The sequence below is a fragment of the Oceanobacter antarcticus genome, from assembly GCF_044962685.1.
Taxonomy (GTDB): Bacteria; Pseudomonadota; Gammaproteobacteria; order Pseudomonadales; family Oceanobacteraceae; genus Oceanobacter; species Oceanobacter antarcticus.
This window is the reverse complement of record NZ_JBBKTX010000020.1, coordinates 49,114-61,892: the sequence shown is the minus strand read 5'-3', so window position 1 is coordinate 61,892 and position 12,779 is coordinate 49,114. Positions and strand designations below refer to the sequence as shown.

Annotated in this window: 8 protein-coding genes; 5 read left to right on the top strand and 3 right to left on the bottom strand. The window is 54.4% G+C overall.

Annotated elements, in window-relative coordinates; genetic code table 11:
- The 5 genes from sufD to WG929_RS15490 all read left to right on the top strand — a co-directional run bounded on the left by sufD (nt 1) and on the right by WG929_RS15490 (nt 4,482).
- Nucleotides 1–1,350: a Fe-S cluster assembly protein SufD gene (gene sufD, locus WG929_RS15510; RefSeq protein WP_416206800.1), complete on the top strand. Its 1,350-nt coding sequence runs from the start codon at nt 1–3 to the stop codon at nt 1,348–1,350.
- On the top strand, nt 1,347–2,591 hold the full coding sequence (locus tag WG929_RS15505; protein ID WP_416206799.1) for an aminotransferase class V-fold PLP-dependent enzyme: 1,245 nt from the start codon (nt 1,347–1,349) through the stop codon (nt 2,589–2,591). Before sufD ends, WG929_RS15505 begins: the two co-directional genes overlap by 4 nt.
- Before the next feature lie 28 nt (nt 2,592–2,619).
- Nucleotides 2,620–2,979, top strand: a complete 360-nt coding sequence (locus WG929_RS15500) for a HesB/IscA family protein (protein WP_416206798.1) — start codon at nt 2,620–2,622, stop codon at nt 2,977–2,979.
- A gap of 167 nt (nt 2,980–3,146) precedes the next feature.
- Nucleotides 3,147–3,674, top strand: a complete 528-nt coding sequence (gene sufT, locus WG929_RS15495) for a putative Fe-S cluster assembly protein SufT (RefSeq protein WP_369857365.1) — start codon at nt 3,147–3,149, stop codon at nt 3,672–3,674.
- 112 nt (nt 3,675–3,786) lie between these two features.
- Nucleotides 3,787–4,482, top strand: coding sequence for an alpha/beta hydrolase (locus tag WG929_RS15490; RefSeq protein ID WP_416206797.1), 696 nt, complete (start codon nt 3,787–3,789; stop codon nt 4,480–4,482).
- Here the strand turns inward: WG929_RS15490 and WG929_RS15485 are convergent.
- The 3 genes from WG929_RS15485 to WG929_RS15475 form a co-directional block, all read right to left on the bottom strand.
- Nucleotides 4,473–6,473, bottom strand: a complete 2,001-nt coding sequence (locus WG929_RS15485) for a methyl-accepting chemotaxis protein (protein ID WP_416206796.1) — start codon at nt 6,471–6,473, stop codon at nt 4,473–4,475. The two genes, WG929_RS15490 and WG929_RS15485, sit on opposite strands and share 10 nt — an antisense overlap.
- Nucleotides 6,474–6,625: 152 nt before the next feature.
- Nucleotides 6,626–7,618, bottom strand: a complete 993-nt coding sequence (locus WG929_RS15480; protein WP_416206795.1) for a diguanylate cyclase domain-containing protein — start codon at nt 7,616–7,618, stop codon at nt 6,626–6,628.
- Nucleotides 7,615–12,564, bottom strand: coding sequence for a CHASE domain-containing hybrid sensor histidine kinase/response regulator (locus WG929_RS15475; RefSeq protein WP_416206794.1), 4,950 nt, complete (start codon nt 12,562–12,564; stop codon nt 7,615–7,617). Before WG929_RS15475 ends, WG929_RS15480 begins: the two co-directional genes overlap by 4 nt.
- Nucleotides 12,565–12,779 lie beyond the last annotated feature (215 nt).

The window sequence follows — 12,779 nt, the reverse complement described above, 5'->3', positions numbered from 1 at the left end:
ATGGTAGAGACGAATCCGGCTGCCAGCTTTCAGCAGCAGCAACTTAATCAGCAAGCTACTATTGCTCCCCTGGACTGGCTGGCTGACATTAACCATACCGGTCGTGCAGCCTTTGCCGCTGCGCCGTGGCCAAATCGCAAAACCGAGGCGTGGAAGTATTGCTCGCTGAAAACCCTGGCGGCAGACAGCTACAATGCTGCTGTTCCGGTTACACCAGTCGCTGCCGATACACTGGCCAGCACCATCACCATCGCCGGGCTGGACAGCTACCAGCTGGTACTGGTGAATGGCCAGATCGATACCGCATTGTCGAGCGCCCTGGCACTGGAACAGGTGGTGCTGTTTGCCGATGCCAATAGCGAGCAACAAGCGCGGATTGTCGAGCGTTTGTCTAACGGCCGTCAGCAATCGAATCATCACCTGTTTAACGACCTTAACGACGCCGCGCTCAGCAGCGGCGTGCTGATCACCATTGGTCGCAACAGCCCGCTCGACAAACCACTGCAAATCTGTTCAATCAATACCGGTGCCGATCATGCCTACAGCATCAACAGCCGAGTATTGGTGGAGCTGGAAACCAGCGCCGAGCTGACACTGATTGAGCAGTTTGCCTCCGTAACACAGAGCAGCGACAACAGTTTTACCAACAACCAGACGGATATTCTGGTCGGCGATAACGCCCGCCTGACCCATTACCGTCTTAACCAGATGCAGCAAGCCGCCGTCTTTATCGGTACCAGCCGTATCGATCTGCAACGGGATGCCCAGTACCTGGCGTTTCACCTCGGACTTGGCTCGGCGCTGACCCGTAATGACCTGGTGGTCAACCACAATCGTGGTGGCTCACACTCGGAAATTTCCGGTGTCTACGTCCCCCAGGAATCGCAACTGGTCGATTTCCACACCTGTATCGAACACGCTGCCGCCCATTGCACCAGCAACGAAGTATTCCGCGGCATTATCAACGACCAGGCCAAAGCGGTATTCAACGGCCGCATTCATATTCACAAGAATGCCCAGAAAACCTTGGCGGAACTGAGCAACAAGAACCTGTTACTGACCAACAAAGCCGAAATCAACACCAAGCCGGAACTGGAAATCTACGCCGACGACGTTAAATGCGCCCACGGTGCGACCGTTGCCCAGCTCGATGACAAGGCCCGTTTCTATATGCAAAGCCGGGGCATCAGCGAACAGGAAGCCCAGGTCATGTTGAGCTTTGGTTTTATCAACGAACTGCTGGAGGCGCTGCCACATCCCGCCGTTGGCGACTGGTTACGCCCGCTGCTGGCGCAGCGTTTTGGTCGTGTCCAGGCCTTTACTCACGAGCAGATCGAGGCACTGTCATGATCGACGCCTATTCCGCAGAAACCCGCCGTTACATCGACAATATCCGCCAGGATTTCCCGGCGCTGCAGCAGCAAGTACATGGCAAGCCGCTGGTCTATCTCGACAACGGTGCCACCACGCACAAGCCAAACGTTGTGATCGAGGCCGAAGCGACGTTCTATCGCACGGTCAACTCCAACGTCCACCGTGGTGCCCATTATCTCAGTGACGTCGCAACCGAGCAGTTCGAAGGTGCCCGTAAAGTCGTGCAGGAATTCATCGGGGCGTTAAAACCAGAGGAAATTGTCTGGACCCGAGGCACTACCGAAGGCATCAACCTGGTGGCATCCACTTGGGGCCGCAAGCACATTGGCAAGGGTGACCGTATTCTGGTCAGCGAAATGGAGCATCATTCCAATATCGTACCCTGGCAAATGCTGTGCGCACAGGTCGGCGCAGAACTGATCCCGATCCCGGTCAAGGACAACGGCGAACTCGACCTGAACGCCTTGGCCGAATTGATGGAGCCTCGGGTCAAGCTGATTTCCGTTGCGCACGTCTCCAACGCCCTTGGCAGCGTCAATCCGATCCCGGACATTGTCCGTATGGCACGGATCAACGAATCCGTGGTGATGGTTGACGGTGCCCAGGGGGTCTCCCACTTTGATGTCGATGTGCTGCAGCTGGATGTCGATTTCTATGCTTTTTCCAGCCACAAGTTGTTTGGCCCGACCGGTATGGGTGTGTTGTACGGCAAGGAAGAACTGCTCAATGACATGCCGCCCTATCAGGGCGGTGGTGAAATGATTGAACACTGCTCTTTTGCTGGCACCACCTACAACCAGTTACCCTACAAGTTTGAAGCGGGCACCCCCAATATTGCCGGTGCGATTGGCCTGGCTGCTGCCATCAACTACCTCAACGGTCTCGATCGCAAGGTACTGGCCGCTCAGGAAGAGGCTCTGATCCAAAAAGCCCACGCCATGGCGCTGGAGTTGGGTGGTATCCGTATCATCGGCGAAGCGGCCAAAAAAGCCTCCGTCTTCAGTTTTCTGCTCGACGGTGCGCACCCTGCGGACGTCGGCACCCTGCTCGACCAGCAAGGCATTGCGGTCCGTACCGGCCACCACTGTGCCATGCCATTGATGGAACGCCTTGGCGTACCGGGAACCGTGCGGGCCTCGATGGCGTTTTACAATACGCTGGATGAAGTGGATGCCCTGTTCAAGGGGCTGGAAAAAGCCAAGATGTTTTTGCTGTAATGATTCGTGACCGATTGAGGACACACACATGAGTATTGAAACCTACGACCCGAACGCCGCTGCCGAAGTCAGCATGACCGACGCGGCGATTCAACACGTGCGCAAAATGTTGGCCAAAAATAGTGACAAAAGCGGCGTGCGTCTGGCTGTCAAAAAGAGCGGCTGCTCAGGATTCAAGTACGATATTGAATTTGTTGATGCTTCCAGCCCTGGCGACCAGGTAGTCCAGGTCGCCAGTGACGTGATCCTGTACGTCGCCGAAGATGCCAGAGCCTATGTCCGTGGCACCGAAATCGACTTCACCAAAGAAGGCCTGAACAGCATCATCAAGTTCAACAATCCCAATGCCCGTGATTTGTGTGGCTGCGGTGAATCCTTTTCGGTGTAACCTTGCCATGTCACCTTGGTATGTACCTTTTCAGGTCATGAGGTCATGCTGAGGTGCCATCCATGCCACAACCGCTGAACGTCCGGAGATATTGCACTGACCCGGCGTGATGCCGGTATCAAAACGGCACTCACTCAGCAAAATTTCAGCGACAGGTAGCTTCATTTATGGAAAAACGCATGGTCGTTTCGCTGGCTGCATGTCCAGCGCGACAGGTTCCTTCCGGTATTCCTGCCACCATTCCGCCCGGTGTCTTTGTCACCATCAATCAGGCACTGGGTGGCAATTATACGGTCACCGTTAACGGCAACATGATGCGGGTTGATGGCACCGATGCGGCCGCGCTGGGCCTGCAAGCAGAACAGATTGTCTTCGAGGATCACGGCGATAACGTGGTTCGGAAAGAACAGGTTGAGCAAGCATTACGGACGATTTTCGACCCGGAAATTCCCATCAATTTGCTCGACCTGGGTCTGATTTATGGCATAGAGATTGACGGTCATCAGGTCAACATCCGCATGACACTGACCGCACCGACCTGTGGCATGGGACCAGTACTGATTTCCGACGTCAAATATCGGGTCGCCAAAGTCCCCAATGTCAGTGCCGTCAACGTCGAACTGGTGTTTGAGCCACAATGGCATCGTGACATGATGACCGAAGAAGCCCAGCTTGAAGCAGGTCTGTTTTTCTGACAGACCCTGTTTGCCTCGCCTGCCGGATACTTGGCTTGATGTCCATTATCCGGCACGCCTTGTTACCTCTGGCTATCTTGCATACGACACCTGCCCTTGAGACAAACACCGCATGAAAATGACCGAAACCCCTGAGCAAGTTGTGCTCGAGCCATCTGCAGATCCTGCCAGCGCCTGTCTGATCTGGCTGCATGGCCTGGGAGCGGACGGCTACGATTTTGTGCCGGTGGTACAGCATATGGCGAGCTTGATAGATACATCACAACTGCGCTGTATTTTCCCCCATGCCCCCAAACGGCCAGTCACGATGGCCGATGGCGCAGCCATGCGCTCCTGGTACGATATTATGGCGATGGCGCCAAAACGCACCATCGACCCGGATCAGCTGGCCGACTCAGTGAATCGGCTGTATCAGCTGATTCAACAACAAATTGATATGGGCATACCTTCCTGGAAAATTGTGCTTGCCGGGTTTTCCCAAGGAGGGGCGGTTGCTTATCAGGCCGCAACCAGCTTTGGTCAGCCACTCGGCGGGCTGATTGCTCTGAGCACCTACATTCCCGATGGCACTCGGGTGAATCCGTTCAAGGTTCATCCTGCCAATAGCCAGCTGCCAGTCATGGTTGCCCATGGCACGGTGGATCCGGTTGTGCCGATCTCGCTGGCGATGGTGGCGCTGGAACAGCTGCGCCACAACGGCCTGCAACCACTCTGGCGCAGCTATCCGATGAAGCACGAGGTTTCGTACCCGGAAATTGAAGACGTCAGCCGTTTTCTCAGTGGCTGCTTGGGCCAAAATCAATCCTGATGCAAGCGGAATCGCTCTGCCAGCGTCATCAGATTGCCCGCCAGTTCACGCTGCTGGCCACCGGTCTTGCGCATAAACTTGCCGGTGGCTACGGTCGACTCTGATAAACGCTGAATAGCCATCATGTTCTGGCCCAGCTCTTTATTGGTCGTCACCTGCTCTTCTGCCGCTGCGGCCACCTGATCAGACATATCCCGGATACTGCGGACAGCGGAACGTATTTGGGCCAGCTCTCTGGCGACGGTACCCGACAGCTCGACCGTTTGCCGCGCCACTTTCTGCGATTCTTCAACAGAATGATAGGCGCGCTGTGAATCTTGCTGGAAACGGCCAACAATCCGGCCGATTTCGGCAGTAGACTCTTGTGTTTTTTGCGCCAACGACCTGACTTCATCCGCGACAACAGCAAACCCCCGGCCCTGCTCTCCCGCACGGGCAGCTTCAATCGCAGCATTCAGCGCCAGCAGGTTGGTTTGCTCGGCAATAGCCTTGATCACCTCCAGTACCCCGGCAATGGCATCACTGGAACGGTGCAAATCCTGAATCACCTCCGCCGCCTGATTCATCTGGGTATTGAGGTTTTCAATACAACCCAGACTGAGATCGACCGTTTCACCGCTGCTGTCGGCCGTTTGATTGGCCTGGCTGGCCTGGTCAGCCACTTGCTGGATGCTGTAGGCAATGTCCTGCGTCGCCTGTTCCAGCTGACTGACAGCGGTCGCAGCACTCGAGGTTTCATCCTGCTGTACCTGCATCCCTCGGGTACTCAGCGAAATAGTCATGTGATTCTGAATAGCGATCAGGTTCATTTCTGTCGCGCTGATGGCAATCTGGGAAACGGTTTCTTCCATGCGCTCCAGTAACTGATTACAGGCGGTCGCCACTTCGCCCAGCTCATCCTTCAGGTAGACCGGCACTCGCTGAGATAGATCGAGCCCCTGACTGATGGCCACAATTTGCTGGTGCAGCGCCTTGACCTGACGATAAAACATGCCGGACACCAGCAGCGTCAGCCCGGTAGAGAGGATCAGGAAAAACAGCCCGAGCAGAATCATGCTCCAGTAGGCATGGCTGACGTCAGTCAGACGAGACGAGGCCGTGTCCAGCAACACGGCTTCGAGTCCATTCTCCAGTACCTTGAGTTGATTGATACGCGCGGTCGAGGCGGCAAACCAGTCACTGGCGGCCACTCCGAATCCGCCCGTAGTGGCATATTGATGCGCAATCGCACGGTAATCAGCAACAGCACGCTGGGAAGCTGATTCCAGAAAGGCGTCAAATGGTTGCCTGCCTGCGGCATTGGAAAATTGATAAAACGAATCAAGATAGGCGCTTTGTTCGGTTTCCAGACGGATAAAACGGAGGTACAAGCCCGCTGAAAACTCGTTGGCACCAAAGGCATTACTCAACACCGCACGCTCAATACCGGCGCGCTCTTTGCCTTGCAGCAAATTGTAATAGGCCTGCAATTGACGGGAAATCACACCATCACTGGTATAGCCTGTGGCAATCGCTGACAGCGCCAGCAAGTGGCGGATAATACCGGTATAAAATGCCAGCGCATCGGGCAGGTCGAGTGCCAATCCTGCAACACCGGAGCGTACATCAGCCAAACGCTGCAAGTCGGCTTGGGCCGTCGCAATCACCGCAGCTACCTTGGGATAGCCAGACAGGTCCGTCTGATCAAGCAGTGCTTCCCAGGCTTGTAATTGGTCATCACTGACACGCCGTTGTTGCGGCAGTGTCTCACTGAATGACGCACCCTGACTGCCCAGAAACCCGGCCGACAGACCACGTTCTTTTTGTAACTCATGGGCCAGCAGACTATTGTGCCTGGCCAGATTAACCAGCACTGAAATCGCCTGCATTTCGCTTTTCTGTACCGACCTCACACGCACATCTTCGGCCAGTAAATACACCAGAGCAATCAGAGGCACGGTGATCATCAGTAACAATTTGCCTTTTACTGACAAGCGTGAAAGTAAGCTCATATCGGTTCCTTCTGTCCTTGTACGCATGTTGTTCCACATGGCTATAAATAATCAAATCCTGTTCAGACTAGAGGATGTTGCTGAAAATGCAGCACGTCACCCGTCTGAGATTGAATAAATCACTCGCGCCAGCGATACCGGCTATTAACCGGTCAGGCATCGTGACCAGTGGTTTGGCAATCCGTACCCGCAGCATCTGCTGACAGTTGCACCCCCATATAGCGCCCTCTGCCCTGCTGTTTGGCCTGATATAACTGGATATCAGCGGCCTTGATCAGATCGGCACGATTCATGGCTAAATTCGGTTTCACCGTTGCACCTCCCAGGCTGACAGAAACCTGTGATGCCAGGGGAGATTCCACATGAGGTATCGCCAGGGTTTCAATACTGCGGAGGATATTGCTGGCGACTTTTTTGGCGCCTTGCTGGTTGGTATCCGGCAAGAGGCAAACAAATTCCTCACCGCCATAACGCGACAAGCTGTCACTGGGGCGTTTGAGCACCGCCTTGATGGTCTGTGCAACCCGGATCAGACATTGATCCCCTTCAAGATGGCCATAATAATCGTTGTAACGTTTGAAGTAGTCCAGATCCACCATGATCAGCGACAGTTCACGCTGCTCGCGCAAGTCCTGCTTCCAGTTCAGCTCCAACGTCTCTTCAAAACGACGGCGATTGGAAACGCCGGTCAGTCCGTCTTGCAAGGCACTGGCACGCAACAAGTCACGTTGAATCTTGACCGCTATATGGGTTCGCACGCGGGCATACACCAGCACCGGATTAACGGGTTTGGTAATAAAGTCCACCGCCCCCACATCAAATCCGCGCAGCTCATTTTCAACTTCCTGCTGTGATGACACAAAAATAACGGGGATATCTGCGGTCATGGCATCTGCTTTTAACTGCCGGCAAACGGTATAACCATCAATGCCGGGCATCATGATATCCAGCAAGATCAGATCCGGTTGCTGCTTGCGGCAAATTTCAATAACTCGACGACTGTCTGTTGCCATTGATACCTGGCATTCGTTTTTAAAAATTTCATTCAATACCCGGATAATCAGTGGCTGATCATCCACAACCAGCAAACGGGGCAGTCGATCCAACCCCGGAATCCATTCATTAAACGATCCTGCGGTATTCATTGATCCCCCCGCATCTGGCGCAGTGTCTGCCTGGCCTGTTCAAATTCAAGACTTCCAATCTGCATAATCAACGGCTCCAGCCATTGCGGATAAGCAGAGCGGATCACTTCTGGACAGCATTCCACCATTTCCACGACCTTCATATCGCCATTGTCCAGGCTGGCATCGAGACTGTTCAGCCAGTTTGCTATTTCCTGATCCTCTTCGCCTGTCACAGAGCTCAGGGGCCTGTCATACACACCAGGCTGGCTCGAGACCAGGCTCCCGGCCATTGCTTTTGCCTCCGGCATACCATCAAGCGCCTGCACCGCTTGCTGTAATGCCACGACAGAGCGCTCAGACAAGTGCCTCAATTCGGCGATCAGGCTATCGCTATCCGGCAGGTTGTTCCCCTCCGAACCGGCCTGCACAAACACCGGCTCCAGCGCCGCAGCACGCTTGGCCAGACCGATCGCCCCCATCGTGCCTGCATTGCCTTTCAGGGCATGCAGTGTGGCAGCGGCCTCGGGCCAGCCCGCCGACTGCAGCTGCAGCGCCAGTTTTTCCAGCAGTACGCCAAAATCTTCTTTTATCGTCGCCAGCAAACGCGTGTAGATCTCCTGTTTGCCACCGAAGCGGCGCAAAATGGTAGCAAGTGGCTCGACCAGTACGTCAGTCTCACCACCACTTTGCTGGTCGTTCGCCATTACCGGTCGGGACGGAGATCTAGCAGGATCAATGGTAGCAAGAATGGCTGTGACGATACGATCGAGATCGATCGGCTTGCCCACATGCCCATTCATACCCGCCTCAATACATTCAGCATAGTCATCCAGTGACACATTGGCGGTCATGGCCAGTATCGGCAATTGTTCCTTGCTGACACGGGTACGAATCAATCGGGTCGCTTCCAGGCCATCCATGCCGGGCATCTGGATGTCCATCAGTACCAGGTCGTAAGGTCGCGCATTGTCGCTAACGCGATTCACGCCTTCCTGTCCACTTTCAGCCAGATCCACCCGAGCGCCCTCCAGTCGTAACAATTCACTGACTATTTCACGATTGATGCCGTTATCTTCCACGACCAGTAAGTTCACACCCGCAAGCCGAGGGTTGGCCAAGTCGGTGCTGACTTGGTTGTCGATTTGCTTGCCGTTCAGCAGCTCGTTGGCAACGTGATACAATTCTGCTGGCGTCACCGGTTTACAGAGGAAAGCAACCCCTTCTGCCGCTTCGGACAAGGGCTGACAATGATCATCCAGGACACCCAGGACAATAACCGCAGGAGCCTGGCCCATTAATGGTGCAACCCGGAGTCGCAAGATTAATTCCTCAACCCGGATCCCCACTATCGACGCATCCAGCACCACCAGATGCACTGGCTGCTCACGCTGGTTGGCTTGCGCAATATAGTCAACCGCAGCAATCCCATCCAAGGCCTGAACCATGTCCCAGTGTGCCGCCTCGCCCAGACGCATTAACGGTGTTGCCACCAGCGATTTGTTTTCAACCAGCAACACCCGGCAGGTTGGGTTTTCGGCTGAGGCCAGATACGTGCTGCGATTGTCCGTCCGTTGCAGTTTTACATCGAACCAAAAACGGCTGCCCCTATCCTGCCTGCTTTCCAGCTGCAACTCGCTGCCCATCAGTTCCACCAGGCGCTTGCAAATGACCAGCCCCAGCCCGGTGCCACCAAAATGTCGGCTGACTGACGCTTCGGCCTGAATAAAGCTGGAGAAAATACGTTGCTGCTGTTCGTCGGATATACCGATCCCGGTATCGATCACCTCAATTCTCAAATCCATCGACTGTTCCCTGTCGGCCAAAATACTGACCCTGACCATGACATGGCCTGACGGCGTAAACTTCAGCGCATTGCCCGCCAGGTTGATCAATACCTGCAACAAGCGCTTGCTATCCCCTTCGAATTGAACGGGTAAGCAGGGGGTAATATCAAACACCAGTTCAACCGGTTTTTGGCCCAGATTTCCTGCCATCACAACACCCAGAGTACGTAACAGCTCGTTCATATCGAAGGGGTGAACATCCAGCGCTAATTTACCGGCTTCGATTTTGGAATAATCGAGCACATCGTTTAGCAGCAGCAGCAGCGAACGCCCGGCATTCTGCGCCTTGGACAGGTAATCCGACTGGCGCTCGGTCAGCTGGCTTTGTTGTAACAGGGCCAGCATGCCCAACACAGCGGTCATGGGGGTACGGATTTCATGACTCATATTGGCCAGAAAAGCAGATTTGGCCGCACTGGAGGCATCGGCCTGATCTCTGGCATACCGCAGGTGTGCTTCATGCAGTATCTGTTCGGTGATGTCCTGATTGATGCCGGTGATACGAATCACCCGACCATGACTGGCGCGTTCGGCACGAGCAGCGCACTGGATATGCCGGATGTTGCCATCGGGCCAGACAATCCGGAACACAGTGTCAAAATAGCCAACATCCATGCAGGTTCGCAGCAACGACTCAGCCATAACCTGATCGTCCGGGTGTACTCGTTCCGACCAGCGCTCCAGTTCCAAGTCTTCATTTTTCAACTCAACCGGCTGTTGATACAGGCTGAACATACGATCATTCCAGGTCAGCAGCTCGGTATCGGTATCCCAGCTCCAGACCCCCAATTCCGCCACTTCAGCGGCCATTTCCAATTGGCTGATAGCACTTTGAACCACGCTTTGATGCTGATAGTGCTCGGATAAATCGGTCAACACGCCGACCACAATCAGACCGCCATCCTGTTCTACAGCACCAAAGCTGATCTGCGCCGGAAACAGGCTGCCATCATGACGCATCGCCTGAATTTCCTGCTCAAATGTACGGTTACTGCCTGCAAAGGCTTCGATATCGATCAGCAGTGAATGCATGAAATTATCCGTGACGGCATCGACCGACGGCGGCATCAACATGCGGATACTGCTGCCGATGATTTCCCCGGACGAGTAACCGAACAGCTGTTCTGCCGCCGGATTAAACAGCTTGATGTTACCGGAACGATCCATGGTGATAATCGGATTGACGGCAGTATCGAGAATGGCCTGGGTCGTCTTGAGGCTTTGCTGCAATTTCATTTCGGTGCGTTTGCGATGAGTGATATCAAAGACAATGCCCAGATACCCTGTCACCTCGTTGCTGTTTTCAGAGCAAATTGCCGTGACCGATACACTCACCGTCAAGCGCTTGCCCTGGCGCGTCATGTAGGTCCACTCGCGGGTTTCTGCGCCTTCCCGTTCTGGTAACGCCACCAGCACATCAAAACCGTCAACCGATACGCCGAGGGCTTCCGTCAGCTGCTGTGCCCGTTGTTTCAGTTCATCACTGTCATGAAAAATCACTGGTGTACGGATGCCAACCATCTCCTCTGAACAGTAGCCCAACATACGTTCGGCACCCGAGTTGAACAGCGTAATCACACCTTCTTTAGTGGTGGCGACAATGCCGACTTCTGACGATGAACGCAAAACGCCCTGCAGTAATTGGTTGATCCGATCGGCCTCACCAGTGCGTTGTTCGACTTGTTGTTCCAGTTTGTGCTGCAGTTCAAGCACATGCGCCTGCGCCTGCTTTTGGCGAGAAATATCACGAATGGTCTGCGACAACCCAACCAGACGACCACTGGCATCGCGGATCCCCGAGGCCGAAACCGAAACATCAATCAGCTGACCATCCAAAGCCAGACGCCGGGTTTCCAATGGCCGGACATGCAACCCCCGCTTCACCACCGAGGTCAAGATACGTTCACTTTCCTGCTGCAGATTCTCCGGTACAATGCGCTCCGTCAGCGACGTTCCCAGCATGGTCTCGGCCGGAAAGCCCAACAAACGCTCGGCACCACTGTTCCAGCTGGTGATGATGCCATCGGCATCAGTACTGACAATGCCATCAACGGAACCGTCGACAATCGCCGCCAGGTGTTGACGCTGTGACAGGTATTCCCCGCGACGCATGCGCCCGCTGATCAGCAGATACAGCAACATGGCCAAGAGCAGGTTAACAACCGCGCCCACCACGGCCACCTGAACCGGTGAGACCAGATGAAGACTGGCAGCAAACCCTGGCTGCGGGATCACCTCTATTTGCCACTGACGGCCAAAAACCGCACGCTGGACAGCAGTCGCCTGTACTACTTGGGACGAGTCTGATGTGGATTCTTTCAGGGTGGAATAAAATACTTCCGGATGTTGGTTATCGGTTATATCGGTAAAGCGCAGACTGACAAGGGCATCATTTTTCTTCAGATCGGCCAGCACTTGCCCCATCAGCAAGGGGGCGTAACTCCAGCCAAGCAATTGTTGTTCACGCTCTTCAGGTTGCAGCGGCGTCACCGGGATACGATAAACCGGTAGCAGAATCAGAAAGGATTGCAGCCGCTTACCAGCAGTTTGTACCAGAGTAATGGGAGCCGTTAACTGCACATCACCCAATGTCATCGCTGCGATAGCGGCATTACGACGCGCTGACTCCGAGGCAATATCAAGACCGACGGCTTCAGCGTTGCCAAGCAGTGGCTCAATGTACTCAATAATAAACCGGTCGCCTTCGTGTCTCTGGATCTGGCGAATGCCAAAGTGTTCCCGCACCTTCTGTTGATCAGCAAGGTAACCCGGCAATGCTTGCTCAGAGACTTTACGTATAAACCCAAACCCCCGCGCTCCCGGAAATTCCTGATCCAGATTGCGCGTCATGGCATAGCTTTTTATTGCCAGTTCATTCAGCCGGTCGCCTGCGACCAACACCACGCCACGCATACCGCGCAGGCCATATTCATAAAGGTTAATGCGGTTAACAACCTGATCCGCCACATCTTCAGCCTGCTGCGTCAATGACTGTTGCAGCTGCTGTTGATTAAAATTTTCCAGTTTCAGCATGACCGCCAGGGTCAGCAACCCGCCAACCGTCAGCAACACAACCTCAAACACCAGATATCTGACTCGCAGGGGCATGCTCCGAAACATCTATTACCTCGTCATAGAGCCCGTGATGGAAATCGTCGAAACCGGACTCTGGGCATGCAGTAAGTCGCGAGTCATGTATTCACTATAGAAGTACATGACGTATTTGCCATTCCTTGCGAAAACGGCGTTCCCTGACTAGCCTTACTTTGATGTCAGGCGGTGATGACCCCTATCCATACAACGCACAGCCAGCCGCAAGCGACACGCTTTTTGAC

Excerpts from the sequence above, each read along its gene's own strand:
- sufT (WP_369857365.1), top strand. The coding sequence starts at position 3,147 with ATGGAAAAACGCATGGTCGTTTCGCTGGCTGCATGTCCAGCGCGACAG.
- WG929_RS15475 (WP_416206794.1), bottom strand. The coding sequence starts at position 12,564 with ATGTTTCGGAGCATGCCCCTGCGAGTCAGATATCTGGTGTTTGAGGTT.
- WG929_RS15500 (WP_416206798.1), top strand. The coding sequence starts at position 2,620 with ATGAGTATTGAAACCTACGACCCGAACGCCGCTGCCGAAGTCAGCATG.
- WG929_RS15480 (WP_416206795.1), bottom strand. The coding sequence starts at position 7,618 with ATGAATACCGCAGGATCGTTTAATGAATGGATTCCGGGGTTGGATCGA.
- sufD (WP_416206800.1), top strand. The coding sequence starts at position 1 with ATGGTAGAGACGAATCCGGCTGCCAGCTTTCAGCAGCAGCAACTTAAT.
- WG929_RS15505 (WP_416206799.1), top strand. The coding sequence starts at position 1,347 with ATGATCGACGCCTATTCCGCAGAAACCCGCCGTTACATCGACAATATC.
- WG929_RS15490 (WP_416206797.1), top strand. The coding sequence starts at position 3,787 with ATGAAAATGACCGAAACCCCTGAGCAAGTTGTGCTCGAGCCATCTGCA.
- WG929_RS15485 (WP_416206796.1), bottom strand. The coding sequence starts at position 6,473 with ATGAGCTTACTTTCACGCTTGTCAGTAAAAGGCAAATTGTTACTGATG.